At 70.0% G+C, this 18,123-nt stretch carries 15 protein-coding genes; 3 read left to right on the top strand and 12 right to left on the bottom strand.

Annotated elements, in window-relative coordinates; genetic code table 11:
• Positions 1 to 43: 43 nt before the first annotated feature.
• The 3 genes from QTI20_RS00805 to QTI20_RS00795 all read right to left on the bottom strand — a co-directional run bounded on the left by QTI20_RS00805 (position 44) and on the right by QTI20_RS00795 (position 2,693).
• Positions 44 to 955 carry a dienelactone hydrolase family protein gene (locus tag QTI20_RS00805; protein WP_286550779.1) on the bottom strand — a complete coding sequence of 304 codons (912 nt, stop codon included), beginning with the start codon at positions 953 to 955 and terminating at the stop codon, positions 44 to 46.
• A 108-nt stretch (positions 956 to 1,063) separates the two neighbouring features.
• Entirely contained in the window at positions 1,064 to 1,798 is a 735-nt protein-coding gene (locus tag QTI20_RS00800) for an aspartate/glutamate racemase family protein (RefSeq protein WP_286551017.1), read from the bottom strand.
• A gap of 16 nt (positions 1,799 to 1,814) precedes the next feature.
• Positions 1,815 to 2,693 (bottom strand): transporter substrate-binding domain-containing protein, encoded by an 879-nt coding sequence (locus QTI20_RS00795; protein WP_286550780.1) that lies wholly within the window; start codon positions 2,691 to 2,693, stop codon positions 1,815 to 1,817.
• Positions 2,694 to 2,933: 240 nt separating this feature from the next.
• On the opposite strand from QTI20_RS00795, the gene QTI20_RS00790 reads away from it, so the two are divergent.
• Positions 2,934 to 4,148: a D-amino acid dehydrogenase gene (locus QTI20_RS00790; protein ID WP_286550781.1), complete on the top strand. Its 1,215-nt coding sequence runs from the start codon at positions 2,934 to 2,936 to the stop codon at positions 4,146 to 4,148.
• Here the strand turns inward: QTI20_RS00790 and QTI20_RS00785 are convergent.
• The 9 genes from QTI20_RS00785 to polA all read right to left on the bottom strand — a co-directional run bounded on the left by QTI20_RS00785 (position 4,145) and on the right by polA (position 16,589).
• A complete protein-coding gene (locus QTI20_RS00785) occupies positions 4,145 to 5,641 on the bottom strand; it encodes a PepSY domain-containing protein (RefSeq protein WP_286550782.1) in 1,497 nt (498 codons plus the stop codon). The genes QTI20_RS00790 and QTI20_RS00785 overlap by 4 nt on opposite strands.
• A gap of 13 nt (positions 5,642 to 5,654) precedes the next feature.
• Positions 5,655 to 7,769: a TonB-dependent receptor gene (locus QTI20_RS00780; RefSeq protein WP_286551018.1), complete on the bottom strand. Its 2,115-nt coding sequence runs from the start codon at positions 7,767 to 7,769 to the stop codon at positions 5,655 to 5,657.
• Positions 7,770 to 7,986: 217 nt separating this feature from the next.
• On the bottom strand, positions 7,987 to 8,346 hold the full coding sequence (locus QTI20_RS00775; RefSeq protein ID WP_286550783.1) for a DUF2946 family protein: 360 nt from the start codon (positions 8,344 to 8,346) through the stop codon (positions 7,987 to 7,989).
• 38 nt (positions 8,347 to 8,384) lie between these two features.
• Entirely contained in the window at positions 8,385 to 9,680 is a 1,296-nt protein-coding gene (locus tag QTI20_RS00770; RefSeq protein ID WP_286550784.1) for a type II toxin-antitoxin system HipA family toxin, read from the bottom strand.
• A complete protein-coding gene (locus tag QTI20_RS00765) occupies positions 9,664 to 10,014 on the bottom strand; it encodes a helix-turn-helix domain-containing protein (RefSeq protein ID WP_286574124.1) in 351 nt (116 codons plus the stop codon). Before QTI20_RS00765 ends, QTI20_RS00770 begins: the two co-directional genes overlap by 17 nt.
• Before the next feature lie 279 nt (positions 10,015 to 10,293).
• Positions 10,294 to 11,208 (bottom strand): LysR family transcriptional regulator, encoded by a 915-nt coding sequence (locus QTI20_RS00760; protein WP_286550786.1) that lies wholly within the window; start codon positions 11,206 to 11,208, stop codon positions 10,294 to 10,296.
• A 13-nt stretch (positions 11,209 to 11,221) separates the two neighbouring features.
• On the bottom strand, positions 11,222 to 12,511 hold the full coding sequence (locus tag QTI20_RS00755) for a M20/M25/M40 family metallo-hydrolase (RefSeq protein WP_286550787.1): 1,290 nt from the start codon (positions 12,509 to 12,511) through the stop codon (positions 11,222 to 11,224).
• A 29-nt stretch (positions 12,512 to 12,540) separates the two neighbouring features.
• Positions 12,541 to 13,776 carry an Lcl C-terminal domain-containing protein gene (locus QTI20_RS00750; RefSeq protein ID WP_286550788.1) on the bottom strand — a complete coding sequence of 412 codons (1,236 nt, stop codon included), beginning with the start codon at positions 13,774 to 13,776 and terminating at the stop codon, positions 12,541 to 12,543.
• Positions 13,773 to 16,589, bottom strand: a complete 2,817-nt coding sequence (polA, locus tag QTI20_RS00745; RefSeq protein WP_286550789.1) for a DNA polymerase I — start codon at positions 16,587 to 16,589, stop codon at positions 13,773 to 13,775. Before polA ends, QTI20_RS00750 begins: the two co-directional genes overlap by 4 nt.
• Positions 16,590 to 16,696: 107 nt before the next feature.
• Here polA and QTI20_RS00740 point away from each other — a divergent pair, with 107 nt between their 5' ends.
• Complete coding sequence (locus QTI20_RS00740; protein ID WP_286550790.1) at positions 16,697 to 17,065, top strand: hypothetical protein; 369 nt, start codon at positions 16,697 to 16,699, stop codon at positions 17,063 to 17,065.
• A gap of 5 nt (positions 17,066 to 17,070) precedes the next feature.
• Positions 17,071 to 18,108 (top strand): homoserine kinase, encoded by a 1,038-nt coding sequence (locus QTI20_RS00735; protein WP_286550791.1) that lies wholly within the window; start codon positions 17,071 to 17,073, stop codon positions 18,106 to 18,108.
• Positions 18,109 to 18,123 lie beyond the last annotated feature (15 nt).

The following is an 18,123-nucleotide window of genomic DNA, read 5'->3' as shown; positions in this document are numbered from 1 at the left end:
TTTTCGTCATGCCGGCGGGAGCGTTCGCCCGCCCCCGGAGGGGTCAGGCGACGCCGTTGGCTTTGAACCAGGCCAGTGCGCGCTGCCAGCCGTCTTCGGCCGGCTCCTTGAGGTAGCTCGGCCGGTAATCGGCATGGAAGGCATGGCCCGCTTCGGGGTACACGACGAATTGCGAAATCCTGGCGGCGTCCGATCCGGTCGCCAGAATTGATTTTACCTTATCAATAGTGTCGAGCGGGATGCCCTGGTCCTTGCCGCCGTAAAGACCGAGCACCGGCGCCTTGAGCGTGGCCGCGACGTCGACCGGGTGACGCGGCGTGTTCTCGCTGGGCTGCCCGACCAGCCGGCCGTACCAGGCCACGCCGGCCTTGACCTTGCCCGTGGCGGCATAGAGCCAGACGATGCGCCCGCCCCAGCAGAAGCCGGTGATGCCGGCCTTGGACACGTCGCCGCCGTTGAGCGCCGCGTACCGCAGCGCGCCGTCGAGGTCGGCCATCACCTGCGCATCGGGCACCGTCGACACCAGCTCGCTCTGCAGCTTGGGGATCTCGGTGTAGTTGCGGGGATCGCCCTGGCGCGCGTAGAGCTCGGGCGCGATGGCCAGGTAGCCCAGCTTGGCGAATCGGCGGCAGGTGTCGGCGATGTACGCGTGCACGCCGAAGATCTCCTGGATCACGAGGATCACCGGCAGCCCGGTCCTGCCCGAGGGCGCGGCCGCATAGGCCGGCACCTTGAAGCCGTCGACGGTGTAGCTGATCGGGCCGGCCTGCAGGCCGTCGTCGGAGGTCGTGATGGCGGTCTGTGCCGCGATCGGCAGCGTGGCGGCGGCGTAGCCCACGCCCAGCGCGGCCTTGAGCGCGGTGCGGCGGGTCGCGCCCTGCGCGGTGCTGTCGCCGGGGCGCAGCGAATCGAAATCGGCCTGCAGATCGGAACGCGGATCGTCGAGGGAAGACATGCTCACTCCTGGGAAGGGACGGGACATTGCAAAGGGGGATGCGCGGCGCGGGAGGTGCACCGGCAGGCGCGCGCCGCGAGGGGCGCTGCTGCAATGTAGGGCAGATCCCTAAGGCCTGGCGTAGGCGCGCTCCGCCAATGCGGACGCCAGCACCCGGGCCGGATCGACCAGCTTGAGCCCTTGCACCGCCGCCGCGCCCTGCAGGCCCAGCGGGACCTCGGTGCAGCCCATGACGATGGCCACGTCGCCATGGCGCTGCGAAAGCCGCAGGGCCACTTCGGAGAACAGTTCCTCGGCCAGCGGCAGGTCGCCGGCCTTCACGCCCTCGTAGATGCCGCGCATCAGCATGCGGCGCTCCTCGGCGGTCGGGAGGTGGCATGGCAGGCCGCTGTCGGCCAGCGCCTGTTCGTAGAGGCGCACGCGGTAGGTGCCTTCGGTCGCCATCAGCGCGACCTGGGTCTCGCCGCGGGCCGACAGATGGGCCGCGACCTCGCGCGCCACGTGCAGCAGCTCGATCTGCGGAAAGCGCTGCTGCAGCGTGGCGTGCCAGGCATGCGCGGTGTTGCAGGCGATCGCGACCGCGCGGCTGCCCAGCGCGGCCAGCCGACCCAGCGCCTGCAGCATCGGCTCGAGCGGCTGGTGCGCGCCCTCGCCCGTGCGCTCGAGCGCGCCGCTGCGATCGGGCACCGGCACCTGCGCGAGCCAGTGCTCGGGAAAGGACTGGTCGCGCACCGGCTCGCCCGCCGCGCGCATGTGCTGGGCGCAGGCGTCGACGAAGAGCCGCACGAAGTCGGCGCCCGCCGCCGGGCCCATGCCCCCCAGGATGCCGACCACCTGCGTCATGTCAGTCACCCCCGTATCAGGTCGCCGGCTTGTCGCTCGGCGTCTTGATGTTCTCGCGCAGCTCGTCGCTCAGCGGCAGGCCGACCGGCAGGCCCTTGGGCGGGATCGGGCCGAGGAACCACTTGTTGTAGAGCTTCTCGAACTCGCCCGACTTCATCAGGCCGACGATCACGCCGTCGACCAGCGCCTTGAACTGCGGATCGTCCTTGGGCAGCATGCAGGCGTAGGGCTCGACCTGCAGCGCGTCGCCCACCACCTCGAGGCTGGCCGGGCTCTTGGAGTTGGAGCGCAGCCCGTACAGCAGGATGTCGTCCATCGCGAAGGCCGAGGCGCGGTCGCTCTCGACCAGCAGCAGCGCATCGGCATGGTCCTTGGCCGACACGATGTCGATGTCGAGCTTCTTGTCCTCGTTGTACTTGCGCACCACCAGCATGTTGGTGGTGCCGGTGGTGATCGCCACCTTCTTGCCCTTGAGGTCGGCGTAGTTCTTGATGCCCGAATTCGTCTTCACCAGCAGCCGGGTGCCGGTGTAGAAATGGTTGATCGCGAAGGCCACGTCCTTGCCGCGCGCGCTGTTGTTGGTGGTGGAGCCGCACTCGACGTCCACCGTGCCGTTCTGCAGCAGCGGGATGCGGTTCTGCGAGGTCACGGCCATCCACGACACCTCGAGGTTCGGCTTGTTGAGCTTCTTCTTCACTTCCGCCGCGATCGCGTTCGACAGGTCGACCGAGAAACCGATGGGCTTGCTCGGGCCGTCCAGGTAGCTGAAGGGCACCGACGATTCGCGATAGGCCATCGTGATCTTGTTCGCCGCGGCGATCTTCGCCAGCGTGTCGGCGGCCTGGGCGCCGGTGGCGGTCAGCAGGATGGCAGCCATCAGTACGGAGAGTTTCATGCGAGCCCTTTCAATGTTCGGGTGGGGAGGACGTCGAAGACCGACGCGGACAGCCAGTGTAGGAAGTTGTCACAGGAAAGCCATCATTCCTTTTGCGCCCTGCCCCATGCCCCAAAGTTATGCGTGGGCCCACCCATGCGTTCCGGCTATGGGTGTGGGTGCTTTTGGCATTTCCACGATGGCCTCGTGGCGCCTAGAGTTGCGGCATTGCAGCAATCGACAACAAGAAAAGGACGAGCCATGCGCGTGTGCGTGCTGGGGGCCGGCATCGTGGGCCTCGCCACGGCCTGGCAGCTTCTACAGGACGGCCATGATGTGGCCGTGATCGACCGTGCCGCCCCCGGCGCGGGCGCGAGCGGCGGCAACGGCGCGCAGCTGAGCTACTCCTACGTGCAGCCGCTGGCCGATCCGTCGATCTGGAAGCAGCTGCCCAAGCTGCTGCTGGCCGCCGACTCCCCGCTCAAGCTGCGGCCGCGGCTCGACCCGCTGCAGTGGCGCTGGGGCATCGAGTTCATGGCCGCCTGCAACGCCCAGACCTCGCGCGAGAGCACGGCCGCGCTGCTCACCCTGGCCGCGGCCAGCCGCCTGGGCTTCGAGGCCATGCGCGCCGAGCTCGCCCCCGACTGCGACTTCTCCGCCACCGGCAAGCTGGTGCTCTATCAGAACGCCCAGGGCCTCGAGGGTGCGCGCCGCCAGGTCGAGCTGCAGCGCCGCATGGGCAGCACGCAGACGCTGGTCACGCCCGCGGAGTGCGTGGCGATCGAGCCGGCGCTGGCCGGCTACCAGGCGCGCATCGCGGGCGCGGTCCACACGCCCAGCGAATGCGCGGCCGATTGCCTCAAGGTCTGCCTGGCGCTGGAACAGGCGCTGCGCGCGCGCGGCGTGCGCTTCCTGCTCGGCACCGAGGTGCAGGGCTTCGAGATCCGCAAGGACCGCGTGGCCGCGGTGCGCACCGGCGATGGCGGCACGGTCGAGGCCGATGCCTTCGTGATGGCGCTGGGCACGGCCTCGCACCGGCTGGGGCGCAAGCTGGGCAGCTCGCTGCCGGTGTACCCGCTCAAGGGCTACAGCATCACGCTCGAGGTGGACGAGGCCGTGGGCGCCGCGCCGCGCGTGAGCGTGACCGACAGCGCACGCAAGGTGGTGTTCGCGCGCATCGGCTCGCGGCTGCGCGTGGCCGGCATGGCCGAGCTGGTGGGCGAGGACACGCGCATCCCCGCCGACCGCATCGAGACGCTGGCCGCGGCCACGCGCGCGGTGTTCCCGCAGATCGAGCGCTTCGACGACCCGAGCCCCTGGACCGGCATGCGCCCGGCCACGCCCACCGGCCTGCCGATCATCGGCCGGCGCGCGGCCGCACCGGCCAACATGCTGTTCAACACCGGCCACGGCGCGCTGGGCTTCACGCTGGCCTTCGGTTCGGCGCAGCGCATCGCTGAAACACTGCGCGCCTAAGCTCTCGCGGCCCCGAGCTTCTTGCCCAGCCGGCGCCAGCCGATCACCACGCCGGTCAGGCTCAGCGCCGCACCACCCAGGCTCAGCAGCACCAGCACGATGTCCCACAGCGGCCGGCGCTCGAGCAGCGGCAGCCAGTCCCAGCTGTGCAGCATCGCGAACAGCCAGCGGCTCGCGCGCCGCGTGCGGTCGCTGCGGCCCAGCACGGCGCCGGTGGAAGGATCGACATGCACCCAGGTCTGCTGCGCATCGTCGAACACCACGCGCCAGACGGGCAGCGGCTTCTCGGTGCCGCCCATCATGGTGTGGGCATCGCGCGCGTAGTAGTGGAGGTCGTAGGCCCGAAGCAGCTCGATGCGCGCGACCGCATCGGGCAGCAGGCGCGCCACGGCCACCTTCAATGCGGCCTCGTCGATCGCCGTCCGCCCGCCTTCGGAGGCCAGCAGTTGCGGCCGACCCGCCGCGCCGCGCGCCAGCACCAGCGTGCGGCCGTCGACCCGCTCCCATTGCAGCTCGCGCACTTCGCGCCCGGCCGCGGCCAGCAGCACCGCGGGCGCCGCGTCGCGTTCGCCGATCACCAGCGGCCCGCCGTTCATCGCCGCCACGCGCAGCGCGGGCGCGCCGCTGTCGAAGATGCGCCAGGGATTCATCGACATCAGGCCGCTGAAGATCCAGGTCAGCGTGACCAGCGCGAACAGCAGCCCGGTGATGTGGTGCCAGCGCATCATGAAGCCGCGGTAGGGCGAGCGCGAGCCGCTCTTGTAGCGGCCCGCGAAGCGCCAGCGCATGACGCCGACGACGGTGCCCGCGAGCGTGGCCACGATGCCCAGGATCGACAGCCAGTTCACGATGTCGGCCCAGTAGGGGTCGAAGACGTTGCCGCGGAAGGGATAGAGCCAGTGGATCCAGGCGCCCACGTAGTTCCAGAGGCGCTCGGCGCGCGGCGCGTCGCGCACCACCTCGCCGGTGGTGCCCGAGATGTAGAGCCGGGTGGCGGCCGGGTCGTCGAGCTGCACGCGGTGCAGCGGCCGGTGCGCATCGAGGCCGCGCGAATGGCTGAAGGCGTCTTCGTCGATGGTGCCGTCGGCATGCAGCGCCACGCCGGGGCCCGCATAGGCGCGCGCGCTGGCCAGCACGCGTGCCTCGTCGACCGCGCGCAGCACGGCACCCGTCTGCGCGTCGACCACCACCGTGGCGCGCTTTTGCGCCGGCACCGCGAGGTACACCGCGCGGCCGCCGCTGGCCGCGGCCAGGCGCAGCGATTGCAGCGGCCCCTGCAGCCCTGCCGCATCGAGCGCCTGCCGCGGCCCCATCAGCGGCGCCGAGGCATCGAGCGGCGGCAGATGCTGCAGCCGCTCCTCGGCCGTGAGCTTGGGATAGCCCACGTACATCATCACCACGCCCGAGACGAACCACATCGCGAAGAAGGCGCACGCGACGATGCCCAGCCAGCGGTGGACCAGGAACAGCCAGCGTTTGGCATGGGGCAGCATCGCGTCGCCCTCTTCAGAACGCCGCGCGCAGCGTGAGGTCGGCGGTGCGCGGCGCGCCGAGGTAGGCCTGGGTGCTGCTCACGTTGGCCGCATAGAGTTTGTCGGTGGCGTTGCGCACGCGGCCGACCAGCGTGACCGACCTGTTGATCTTCCAGCTCAGGCCCAGGTCGAGCAGCGTGTAGGCCGGCCAGGTCATGGTGTTGGCGGCGTCCGCATAGACCTTGCCGACGTGGCGCACGCCCACGCTGGCCTGCACGGCCGGCGTGATCGCATACGACACCCAGAGGTTCGCCACGGTCGAGGGCGTGTTGGTCGGCGTCTTGCCGGCCAACGACACGCCGCCCTGGCGGAACTGGTCGTACTGCGCGTCGACATAAGTGAAGTTGCCCTGCAGCGACCATCGCGCCGTGGGCTGGATTCCCACCGCCACCTCCACGCCGCGCGCCGACTGCTGGCCCACCAGCACGGTCAGCGCGCTGTTGTTCGCATCCTGCGTGGCGATGTTCTTGCGCGTGATGTCGTAGGCCGCCACGGTGGCCGTGCCCTTGCCCTGCCAGAAGTCCAGCTTGCTGCCGATCTCGAACTGGCGCCCGGTCGTGAGCTCGCTGTTGTTCATCACGTCGGAGAAGGAGGCCGTCGACAGCACGCCCGAGGGCGGGTCGGCCGCGGTCGCGTACTGCGCATAGAGGTTGGCGCCTGGCGCGAAGTCCCAGACCAGGCCGATGCGGCCGGTGGTCGGGTTGTAGCTGCGGCTGAAGCTCGCGGGACTGGCGGCCGTGACCGCGCGCTGGTTGGTGAGCTCGAGGTCGATGCGCTCGTGCCGCAGCGCCGTCACGAGGTTGAGCGCGGGCCGCAGCGCGGTGCGGTTCTCCAGGTAGAGCGCGGTGGTCTGGATCTCGTTGTTGCGGTCGGGGTTGAAGCCCGGCTGCATGCCCGGCACGTTGAGGAAGTTCTCGGTCGTGAACTGGTAGGGGTTCACCGTGCTCACGGTCGCCGGCAGGCTGTTGGGGAAGCGCGTCTGCCGGTTGCGGCTCAGGTCGAGCCCGAAGGACCAGTCGCTGCGCAGCCCGGCGAGGCTGCCCTGGTAGAGCCCGTCGAGGCGGTCGCCCACCATCGTCTGGTCATGGCGCTGCAGCAGTGCACCCGAGCGGATCACCGCGGTGTTGTTCGCATTGAAGCGGTAGCTCTCGACGTTGCGGTAGTCGCGCAGCGCGTCGTAGACGTAGAAGGTGTTCTTGAACTGCAGCGTGTCGCTGGCGCGCAGCTCGGTGATCGAACGCAGCCACTGCACTTCCTGCGCATAGATGCCGTCGGCGCTGTTGTAGTTCTTGAAGCGCGTGGCCGGGTCGACGCGCAGCGTGCCGAGGGCCGGGTTGAGCACCGGCGTGCCCCAGTAGGGGCGGTCGACCTGCTCCTTCTGGTACTCGTAGGCCAGCGTGTGGCTCAGGCCGCCGCCGAGGTCCGACAGCAGCGAGGCGGCCAGCTGGGTCGAGCGCGCATCGGTGCCGTCGGTCCAGCTGCCGGTGTCGCGGTGGTTGAGGTCGATGCGCAGGTAGTGGCTGCCCGCGCCGCCGTCGCCCGCGATGCGGCGGTTGAGGCCGAGCGAGGCCTCCTTCAGGTCGTTGCTGCCGGCGCGCAGCTGCACTTCGGAGAAGTCGCTGCGCTCGGCGAGCTTGGTGATGTAGTTGATCGAGCCGCCCACGCCGCCCGCGCCGAACAAAAAGCTCGACGGCCCGCCGATCACCTCGACACGGTCGTAGATCCAGCTGTCGACCGGCCGCGCCGCGATCGAGTACTGCACGTTGATGCCGTTGAACATCTGCGACAGCGAGCCGCTGCCGAAGCCGCGGTAGCTCACGCCGATCGAGCCCGGCGCGTTGTGGGCTGTGATGCCGGGCACGGCGCGCAGGATCTCCTGCGTGTCCAGCGCGCCGCGCGCGTCGATGGTGGCGCGGTTGACCACCGTGACCGAGGCCGGCGTCTCGCGCACGCTCAGGCCGAGCCGGCTGCCGGTCTCGGCCGGCGCGTCGAGGTTGAGCCGGCCGTTGCCGCGCGGGGCATCGTCGGAGACCTCGACCTGCGGCAGCGAGGCGGTGGCGGACTGGGCCATCGCGCCGGCACAGGCCATCAGCGATGCGGCGGCCAGAAGGGAACGACGCGCGCGCAGGGCGCGGTCGAGGGAAGAAGAACGGGACATGGAAACACTCACTCACTGAAGAACGCGACCGCGCGATGCGCAGTCGCTTGCCGCGAGGCCGCCGATGCGGGATCGGACGGTCGCGGACCCTCGAAGGTGCAGTCGCACGCGCGCCGTCAAGGCACGCGGGGGATGCAGCGATGGGACTTCAGGAAAGAGAGGGCGGCCCGCGCGCCGGCAGCGGCGCGGCGGTGGCGGCGGCGATGCGTGCCGCGGGGATCGACTGCACCGCACGGGCCAGCGGCAGCGGGGCCGCGATCTTCATCGGCGCGAGGGTGGGCGGCGGTGCGCCGGCCAACAGGCACAAGGGGCAGTCGGTGCCGACGGTCCCGAGCTCCTGCGCGCCATCGTCGGTCTGCACGATCACCTTGATCATGCCGGCCGTCGAGCACACCAGCTCCATCGCCTGCGGATGCACGATGGGCGCCGCGACCGCCACACCCAGCGACAGCAGGAACCACGCCAGCACGCAACGGTGCAGGAGGGTGATGCGGCGCAGGGTGGACATGGGGCGGGATTATGGCGTGAATGTGAACGGCAGCCTGCTCAAGACTCGAACAGCCGTGCCATTCGCGCCATCTCGGTGCCGGCCATGCCCAGGGCTTCCGCCGTGGCCCGCCAGGTGCCGACCACCTTCGACACCTCGTCGAGCACGGCCCTGGCCGCGGCGGCGTCGAGCCGGTAGAGCTCTGCGGTGGCCAGCGCGACGTCGATGTCCGGCGAGGCGTTGTGCCCATCGATGCTCAGGGCATGCTCGGCCTTGGCAAGGTTGGGGTTGATGTCGAAGGCGGCGGAGAGCCGCCAGCCCGTGGCCTCCCGGATGAAGCCGTGGTTGCGCAGGTGGTCATCCCGATTGGCGACCAGGATGTTGAAGACCATGCGGCGAAAGAGCTGCGCGAGATCAGCCTCCACCTGGCCCTTGGCCCCGTTGTCCGCGATGAACTCGGCCAGGTCCAGATAGCTCGCACCCTCTTCGCCGTCCTGCCGCTCCAGCATCGTCATGGCCGAGGCATACATGCGCCGTCCGGCGGGCGTGCGGTCGAAGCGGCGCACGCAGAAGGTGCGGTAGCCCTCGCCGAATCGGAGTGCGCGGGAATCCGGCACGGCGATGCCCGCGCGACGAGCCAACTGGTGCACCACGTGCTCCCAGCCACCGACATCGTGCCGATCCTCGTGGGCGGGAAACTTGGCGATCCACAGCGCGCCGTCGGTCTCGGTGAAGTTGGCTTTGGGCCGCGCGCCGCCCAGCGAGGTGCCTGGTGCGATGAGCATCGAGAGCCAACGTTCGTACTCCGGCATGCGCTCCACACCCGGCTCCTCGAGCCTGGCGCTGACATGCGCCAAGGTCTGCAGATCGGTCACCGGAGGCGCCGCATGCGCGCTGTCGTCGAGGAAGGGATTCGGCTCGATCGCCCGGCCCGCCTTTGCCAGCGCAGGGTCGGGCGCTGCACGCAAGCGCAGCCCGCCGGAACGCGTCAGGTCGTGCACGCCGAGCAGGAAGTCGAGGTCCTGGAGGGCGCGCATCTTGCGCCCTTCCCTCTGGGCGACCACGGCCTCACGGCGCTCCATCAGGACGCGACCCCAGCGATCGGGCGCCGAGTCCATGAAGATCCCGAAGGCCGTTGTTCCGCGGGGTGGGTGCTGCTCGCCTCCGTAGAGATCGAGCCGAGGATCGAGCATGAAGCACGACGCGCTCTGGAGCCAGGCCGGCGCGTATTCGAAGGCCGGCGGCACGTCGGTGCGGGTCTCATGGCGGTGCAGCGTGCCGACCTGCTGCCGCAGGCCGAGTTCGGGCGCGTCCAGATGGACCTCGTACGACCTGCGCTCAGTCTTCTTCGCCATGGGCGAGCGGCGCCTTTGCTGGCGACGCGCTCCGTCGGGTGCGGGGAGCAACCAGCGCCAGGTCCTGCAGCTTGCGGCCCAGGACGTCATCGCTGGCCACGGCGTCCATGTCCTTCTCCAGGCCCAGGACACGCAGCGCACGCATGTAGGTCCCGAACGCGATGTGGGGGTCACCCGACTCCAGGCGATGGAGCGTGTCGCGCGAGATGCCTACCCGCTCCGCGAATTGCACGGTGGTGATGCGCCGGCGCAGCCGTGCGGTGCGCATGCGCGCGGCCAATGCGCGCACCTGCTTTTCGATCGACGGGAACTGCGCCTGAAAGATTCTGGGCATGGTGTCCGATACTTTAATCATTTCAGAAGGATTTGCCTGGAATATCAGACATTTTTCGATGAAACAACATCGATTGCGCAGGAACACAAACAGCGACTAATGTCCGATACATCAATCAAAAATGTTGTAATTGTCTTATATATCGGACAAATTTAGAGGCATTTCAAGCCAATGACCGCCAGTGCTGGCGCCAGCGCGCCCTCGCGTCAGGAACGCGGCGAAGCACCGCCGCGCATGCCAGAGCCTGTCAAGGCGAGTTCAGGAACGCCGCCGGCTCATTCACCCGTTCTCGCGCCCCATCTGCTCGATCGCCTGCCGCATCGCCGCCGTGATCGCGCGCACCACCACCGAGTCGGGCCGGCCCGACAGCCGCAGCGCACGGATCGGCACCGGGATGTGCGGCTCCAGCGCCAGCACGTCGACCTTGCTTCGGTCGGCCGAGGCGGCCGTGCAGCCGTCGACCAGGGCCACGCCCAGACCGTGATGCGCCATGGCCAGCGCCGCGTGGTAGGTCTGCACCGTGACCACCGCCTGGTGGAAGCCCACGCCGGCCTGGCGGCAGGCCTGGCTCAGGCTGGTGCCCACCGGGTCGCGGCTGTCGAGGCCGACCACCGGGCGCTCGGCCAGGTCGTGCAGTGCCACCGAACCGTTGCGCACCAGCGCGCGCGACAGCATGCCCTTGGGCGCGATGCACACCATGCGGCTGTCGGCCAGCGTTTCCTGCAGCAGCGAGGGATGCACCGCCGGGCTGAAGGCGAAGCCCACGTCGGCCTGCTGCGACAGCAGCGCCGACAGGATCTGCGGCGAGTGCAGCGACTCGACCGTCACCGCCACGCCCGCGTGCTTCTCGCGGAAGATCTTGAGCGCGCGCGGCAGCACCTCGTAGCTCAGCGCCAGCACGCTGAGGATGCGCAGCTCGCCGGTGTCGCCCGCGGTGCGCAGGTTCGAGGCCAGCCGCTGCACCTCGTCGAGCTGCGCGAACAGGCGCTCGATGTGCGGGTACAGCGTGAGCGCCTCGGTGGTCGGCACCAGCCGGCCCTTGGCGCGCTCGAACAGCGGGAAGCCCAGCTGCAGCTCGGCATGCTGCAGCGTGCGGCTCACGGCCGGCTGCGTGATGTTGATCAGCCGCGCCGCCGCGCTCACGCTGCCGGTGAGCATGATGGCGTTGAAGACCTCGATGTGGCGCAGGCGCATCGCGGGCGGTGGCTCAGTGGCTGGTCTTGCCGAGGGCGATGTCCATGATCAGGCGCGTGCCCAGGTACAGGCGCGGCGCGATCGAATCGACCAGCACGTATTCGGCATCGGCCGAATGCGCACCGAAGCCCTGCAGGCCGAAGCGCTCGATGACCGGCGCCTTCGTCTTCAGTGCCGCGAAGGCCGCGTCGGTGCCGCCGCCGGCGGCCTTGTCGTCGGCGCCCAGCGGCAGGCCGAGTTCGTCCTTGTAGATCCGCTGCGCGTGGGCAGCCAGGGCGCGCGAGGCGTCGGTGGCTTCCAGCGGCGGACGGCGGCGCTCGAACTTCAGCTCGACCTTGGCCTCGGGAATCAGCTGCTTCTTCACGCGCTCGTTCACCTGCTGCTCGATGCGGTCGTAGTCGCTGACCTTGAGGACGCGCACGTCGGCGCCCGCGGACGCGCTGGCCGGGATCACGTTGCGGTTGCTGCCCGACTTGGAGATGGTCCAGTTCATCTTCAGGCCCGTGGCCGGGTCGGACAGGTCACGCATCTGCAGGATCTGGTGCGACAGCTCGTACAGCGCGTTCACGCCCCTCTCGGGCGCGGAGCCCGCATGCGAGGCCTTGCCCGTGACGTTCAGCGTGACCGAGGCGATGCCCGCCGTGGCGAGCGAGAGCTTGTCGTCCTTCACGTAGGCGCCCTCGAAGGACATGACGGCGTCGTGCTCGGCGCCCATGCGCGTGATGAGGCCGCGCGCGCCGGGCGAGCTGATCTCCTCGTCGCCGTTGATCAGCACGGTGAGCGTGCCGTAGTCCTTGAACTGCAGCGCCTGCAGCATCGACACGATGTGCAGGATCACCGCGATGCCCTGCTTGTCGTCGGCGATGCCCAGGCCGTAGGCCTTGTCGCCGTCGATGCGGAACGGCTGCCTGGCCAGCATGCCCTGGGTGTAGACCGTGTCCATGTGCGCGATCAGCAGGATCTTCTTCTGACCCGTGCCCTTGAAGGTGGCGCGCACCACGCGGCCCAGCTGCTCGGGCGTGTCTTCCATGCGGTAGGCCTCGGCGCTCGGGTCGATCAGCTCGACCTCGCCGCCCAGGGCCTTGAACTTCGCGGCGATGAGCTCGGAGATCTTCGCCAGGCCTTCGAGGTCGCGGCTGCCGGACTCGATGGCCACCAGCTGCGCCAGCGAATCGAGCAGCGGCTGCTTCTGCGCGGCCGCCAGGTCGGCGATGCGCGGGTCGGGCGCTGCCGCGGCGGCGCCGGCCAGCAGCATCGGCAGCAATGCACGGAGGATGAAGGTGCGGGCGGGATGGAGAAGCATGCAGAAGTTACCTGTTGGGGAGGATGAGGTCACTCGCGCACCAGCCGGACCCCGAGGTGCCGGATGCGCGACTCGCAGAGGATCGCGCCGTCCTCGCTCAGCACCCAGGCGCTGACCGAGGCTCGCGCGGACGGTGTTTCGGGGCGCGCATCGCAGACGGTGGAAGACCAGTGGCCCACGCGCCGGGCGTCGTCCCCCGGGGCCGGGAAGCCGGTGTCGGGGAACGCGAAGCGCTCGGCTTCGCGCTGCGCCAGGCTGTTGACTTCCTTGATCGTGGGCAGGCGCCAGCCCGCTTCCCCGCTGGCGCGCTGCAAGGCCTGCACGTCGTCGTAGCGCCGGGCCGTCCCGGTGCAGCGCCGGCCGTTCCAGGCCTGCGGCTCCGCGCAGCGACGCCACACCAGGCCGGTGTGGCGGTCCTCGACCGCGCCGCCCGCCACGCCGCGCTCGTCGGGCAACGCGCGCCAGCGCTCGGTCGTCGGCACGGCCGGGCCCCGCACCAGGCGCACGAAGAGCGGCGGCGGCTTGCGCGCCATCTCGGGGTCGCAGTCGTAGACGTGGGCGTTCTCGAAGTTCACGCACCAGACGCTGGTGTCGTCGCGCCACTCCGAGCTCAGGTAGACCGCCGGCACGGTGTGAGGGAACCAGCGCGCGTCGATGAGCGCCTGCTCGGCCAGCGGCCGCGTGGGGCGCACGTCGGACGTCCGCGCCTTGCCCAGGTCGACCAGGCCATGCAGTTCGGCCACCGTGGGCAAACGCCAGTCCGCGTACCCGCACAGCCGGCTCGCGTTGACCTCGGCCACATAGGCCAGCGCCCCGCCCGGCCGGCCATCGCGGTGGAAGGAATAGGCCTCGCTGTGGCCGCGGCTGCCGGGCACCGGCTGGTTCTGCGGCCCGTAGCCCGCGGTGTCGAAGCGGGGCGAGCCCTCCGGACCGTCGCGTCGCACGGGCCAGGGCTGCCGGCCGCTGTCGGGCTTGCCTTCCCAGACCAGGCCGGACACGCGGTCGCGCACGCAGGCGGTCAGCGGCTGCCCCGGCACGGCCTCGTAGGCCATCGGCCCCGCGCCCTGCAGGCCGTCCTGCTTGGGCACCAGCTTCAACGCGCCGGCCTCGGCGCAGGCCTGGGGCGCGGGCCAGCCGTCCGGCTGGAAGCCCAGGCACTGGCGCACGCCGGTGGGCGGCACCTTCACGGCCGGCTGCGCAATGGCGGGCCCAGCGGCCAGCCCCAGCAGGGCGGCCGCCATGGCGAAGGCAGGCCTCAGGCTCAATGCGCCTTGTCCCAGTTCGGGCCGACACCGATCTCGGCCAGCAGCGGCACCTTGAGATCGGCCACGCCGGCCATCAGGCGCGGCACTTCGGTGCGCACCCATTCGACTTCCGCCTCGGGCACCTCGAACACCAGTTCGTCGTGCACCTGCATGATCATCTTGGTGCCGCGCCCTTCGGCCTCGAGCACGTCCTGCACCTTGACCATGCTGAGCTTGATCAGGTCGGCCGCCGTGCCCTGCATGGGCGCGTTGATGGCCGCGCGCTCGGCGCCGCCGCGGCGCGGGCCGTTGGGCGAGTTGATCTCGGGCAGGTAGAGGCGCCGGCCGAACACGGTCTCGACGTAGCCCTGCTCCTTGGCCAGTGCCTTGGTCTCGTCCATGTAGGCCTTCACCCCCGGGTAGCGCGCGAAGTAGCGCTCGATGTAGGAGGCCGCGGCCTTGGTCTCGATGCCCAGGTTCTTCGCCAGGCCGAAGCTGCTCATGCCGTAGATCAGGCCGAAGTTGATCACCTTGGCATAGCGGCGCTGCTCGCTCGACACCTCCTCGGGCGTGCTGCCGAACACCTCGGCCGCGGTCGCGCGGTGCACGTCGATGCCTTCGGTGAAGGCGCGCAGCAGCGAGGCGTCGCCGCTGATGTGGGCCATGATGCGCAGCTCGATCTGCGAGTAGTCGGCACTCGCGATCACGCTGCCCGCGGGCGCCACGAAGGCCTCGCGCACGCGCCGGCCTTCGGGCGTGCGGATCGGGATGTTCTGCAGGTTGGGGTCGTTGCTGCTGAGCCGGCCCGTGACCGCCACCGCCTGCGCGTAGTGCGTGTGGACGCGGCCGGTGCGCGGATTCGCCAGCTGGCCCAGCTTGTCGGTGTAGGTGCCCTTGAGCTTCGACAGGCCGCGGTGCTCGAGGATCTTGGCCGGCAGCGGATAGTCCTCCGCCAGTTTCTCGAGCACTTCCTCGTCGGTGCTGGGCGCTCCGCTCGGCGTCTTCTTGACCACCGGCAGGCCCAGCTTGGTGAAGAAGATCTCGCCGATCTGCTTGGGCGAACCGAGGTTGAAGGGCTGGCCCGCGATCTCGTAGGCCTGCTGCTCGAGTTCCATGATGCGCGTGCCGAGCTCGTGGCTCTGCGAGGCCAGCGTGGGCGCGTCGATCAGCACGCCGTTGCGCTCGACCCGGTAGAGCGCCTCGCTCGAATCCATCTCGAGCTGGTAGACGAAGCGCAGCTTGTCGTCGGCCTGCAGCTGGGGCCAGAGCACGCGGTGGACGTCCAGCGTCTGGTCGCTGTCCTCGCAGGAGTACTCGGCCGCCTTGGCGATGTCGACCTGGCTGAACGGGATCTGGTGCGCGCCCTTGCCGCACAGGTCTTCGTAGGAGATGCCGCTGCGGCCCAGGTGGCGCTCGGCCAGGCTGGCCAGCCCGTGCGGCTTGTGCACCTCGAGCACATAGCTCTGCAGCATGGTGTCGTGCGCATAGCCCTGCACCTCGATGCCGTGGTTGGCGAACACGTGGCGGTCGTACTTGATGTGCTGGCCCAGCTTCTTCTTCGCGCCGTTCTCGAGCCAGGGCTTGAGCTTCGCCAGCACCTCGTCGAGGGGCAGCTGCGCGGGCGCGTCGGGGTAGTTGTGCGCCAGCGGAATGTAGGCCGCCTCGCCGGGCTCGACGCTGAAGCTCAGGCCCACGATCTGCGCCACCATCTCGTCGAGCGAGGTGGTCTCGGTGTCGATGGCCGCGAGTTCGGCGGCTTCGAGCTTCACGAGCCAGGCGTCGAACTGCTCCCAGGTGGTGACCGTGTCGTACTGGAGGTTGCTCGCGGGCGCCGCGGCTTCCAGCGCAGCGAGCTCCGAAGGCTCGTCGAACAGGCCGCCCTGGTCGGTGTCCTTCTTCGCGCCCTTCTTCTTCGCGTTCTCTTCCTCGATCAGTTCGGGCGGCACCGCCTGCGCCTCGAGCGCCTTGACCAGGCTCTTGAAGCCGTAGGTCTCGTAGAGCGGCTTGAGCAGCTCGACCTGCGGCGCGCCCACCGGCAGGCCGTCGAGCGAGGGCAGGCCGCTCACATGTGAGGCCAGGTCGCAGTCGGTGCGGATGGTCACCAGGCGCTTGCTCAGCGGCAGCTTGTCCAGCGCCTGGCGCAGGTTCTCGCCGGCCGCGCCCTTGACCTCGGCCGCGCGTTCGATCAGCGCATCGAGCGAGCCGTATTCGAGCAGCCACTTGGCGGCGGTCTTGGGTCCGACCTTGGGCACGCCGGGCACGTTGTCGACCGTGTCGCCCACCAGCGTCTGGTAGTCGATCATCAGCTCGGGCGGCACGCCGAACTCGGCGGTCACGCCGGCCACGTCGCGCTTCTTGCCGTTCATGGTGTCGATGATCGTGATGTGCGCGTCGACCAGCTGGCTCAGGTCCTTGTCGCCGCTGGAGACGATCACCTCCACGCCCTGCGCGGCGGCGATCTTGGCCAGCGTGCCGATCACGTCGTCGGCCTCGACATCGGGCACGGTCAGCACCGGCCAGCCCAAGAGCCGCACGATCTCGTGGATCGGGTCGATCTGGCTGCGCAGGTCGTCGGGCATGGGCGAGCGGTTGGCCTTGTACTCGGGGTACCAGTCGTCGCGGAAGGTCCGGCCGGGCGCGTCGAACACGCAGGCCGCGTAGTCGGCGCGCACCTCGCGGCGCAGCGCGCTCATCATGTTGATCATCCCGCGGATGGCGCCGGTGGCCGGGCTCTTGGGATCGCCGGGCACGGCCCGCAGGTCGGGCATGGCGTGGAAGGCGCGGTAGAGGTAGCTCGAACCATCCACCAGCAGCAGCGTTTTCTTGTCGGTCATCGGCCCATTTTGCCCGGCCCGCGCGCCCGCGCGCCGCGCCGCTGCCAGACAGCCGAAAGCGCCCCGCGCTGACAGACGGGATACGGCCGCGCACCTACAATCGGGGCATGGCCCCCACCACCTCCTCCCTCCTTCGCCACGCCCTGACGCTGGCGTTCATCTGCGCCGTCCCCGTGGCCGCCGTGCAGGCCCAGCCCGCGCCGCAGCCGGCCCCCACCGCCGACCAGCAGAAGCAGGAAGAAAAGGCCGAGGGCCGCCGCAACCAGAAGATCGAGAACATCCACGTCGAAGACGGCGGCGCCAGCGTCGACGAGGTCCGCTACGGCGGCCAGACCCAGAGCATCACGGTGCAGCCCAAGGCCAACGTGCCCTCCTACGAGGTGCTGCCCAACGACGGCGGCCGCTCGCGCCAGGGCCAGGCCGAGACCAGCAGCGGCGGCAACGGCCCCCGCGTCTGGAACCTGATGAAGTTCTGAGCGGCGTGGCGGTCTACACCGACGTCGGTTTCGACGAAGCGAACGCGCTCGTGCAGCGCCTGGGCCTGGGGGCCCTGCAGGCGCTCAAGGGCATCCAGGGCGGCATCGAGAACACCAACTACTTCGCCAGCACCGAAAAGGGCGAGTACGTGCTGACGCTGTTCGAGCGCCTCGGCCCCGAACAGCTGCCCTACTACCTGTGCCTGATGAAGCACCTGGCCGCCCGCGGCATCCCGGTGCCCGAGCCCATGGCCGACCCTGCCGTGACGCCGGCCAAGGCGGGACTGCTGGCATCGGCGCCCGACGCGCCCTGCGAGCTGGTGCACAAGGTGGCGGGCAAGCCGGCCGCCGTGGTGCAGCGCCTGAGCGGCCACAGCCAGCTCGCGCCCGACGCCGCGCACTGCGCCGAACTCGGCCACTGGCTGGCGCGCATGCACCTGGCGGGCCGCGACTTCGACCGCATCCAGCCCAACCTGCGCGGCCTGGACTGGTGGAACGACACCGCGCCGGTGGTGCTGCCCTACCTCGAGGCACCGCAGGCCGCCCTGCTGCGCGCCGAACTGGCCTACCAGAACCACGTGGCCGCCTCCTCGGCCTATGCCGCTTTGCCGCGCGGGCCGGTGCATGCCGACCTGTTCCGCGACAACGCGATGTTCGAGACCGGCACCGACGGCGCCGCGCCCCGGCTCAGCGGCGTGTTCGACTTCTACTTCGCCGGCACCGACACCTGGCTGTTCGACCTGGCGGTGTGCCTCAACGATTGGGCCATCGACCTGCCGAGCGGCAAGCCCGATCCGGCGCGCAGCGATGCGCTGCTCGCGGCCTACCTCGCGGTGCGCCCGCTGACCGGCGCCGAGCGCACGCTGCTGCCCGCGATGCTGCGCGCCGCGGCGCTGCGCTTCTGGATCTCGCGGCTCTGGGATTTCCACCTGCCGCGCGAGGCCAGCATGCTGCAGGCGCACGACCCCACGCATTTCGAGCGGGTGCTGCGCGAGCGGGCCCGCGAGCCGCTGGCGCTGCAGGCGCCCGCGATGGCCGCCTGAAGACGAACGGATTCG

This window comes from Variovorax sp. J2P1-31 (assembly GCF_030317215.1).
Lineage (GTDB): Bacteria > Pseudomonadota > Gammaproteobacteria > Burkholderiales > Burkholderiaceae_C > Variovorax.
This window is presented reverse-complemented; position numbering and strand designations above follow the sequence as displayed.

Coding starts and splice junctions, on each gene's coding strand:
- QTI20_RS00775 (WP_286550783.1), bottom strand. CDS start 8,346: ATGTCCACCCTGCGCCGCATCACCCTCCTGCACCGTTGCGTGCTGGCG.
- QTI20_RS00760 (WP_286550786.1), bottom strand. CDS start 11,208: ATGCGCCTGCGCCACATCGAGGTCTTCAACGCCATCATGCTCACCGGC.
- QTI20_RS00765 (WP_286574124.1), bottom strand. CDS start 10,014: ATGCCCAGAATCTTTCAGGCGCAGTTCCCGTCGATCGAAAAGCAGGTG.
- QTI20_RS00795 (WP_286550780.1), bottom strand. CDS start 2,693: ATGAAACTCTCCGTACTGATGGCTGCCATCCTGCTGACCGCCACCGGC.
- QTI20_RS00770 (WP_286550784.1), bottom strand. CDS start 9,680: ATGGCGAAGAAGACTGAGCGCAGGTCGTACGAGGTCCATCTGGACGCG.
- QTI20_RS00780 (WP_286551018.1), bottom strand. CDS start 7,769: ATGGCCTGTGCCGGCGCGATGGCCCAGTCCGCCACCGCCTCGCTGCCG.
- QTI20_RS00790 (WP_286550781.1), top strand. CDS start 2,934: ATGCGCGTGTGCGTGCTGGGGGCCGGCATCGTGGGCCTCGCCACGGCC.
- QTI20_RS00805 (WP_286550779.1), bottom strand. CDS start 955: ATGTCTTCCCTCGACGATCCGCGTTCCGATCTGCAGGCCGATTTCGAT.
- polA (WP_286550789.1), bottom strand. CDS start 16,589: ATGACCGACAAGAAAACGCTGCTGCTGGTGGATGGTTCGAGCTACCTC.
- QTI20_RS00785 (WP_286550782.1), bottom strand. CDS start 5,641: ATGCTGCCCCATGCCAAACGCTGGCTGTTCCTGGTCCACCGCTGGCTG.
- QTI20_RS00740 (WP_286550790.1), top strand. CDS start 16,697: ATGGCCCCCACCACCTCCTCCCTCCTTCGCCACGCCCTGACGCTGGCG.
- QTI20_RS00755 (WP_286550787.1), bottom strand. CDS start 12,511: ATGCTTCTCCATCCCGCCCGCACCTTCATCCTCCGTGCATTGCTGCCG.
- QTI20_RS00800 (WP_286551017.1), bottom strand. CDS start 1,798: ATGACGCAGGTGGTCGGCATCCTGGGGGGCATGGGCCCGGCGGCGGGC.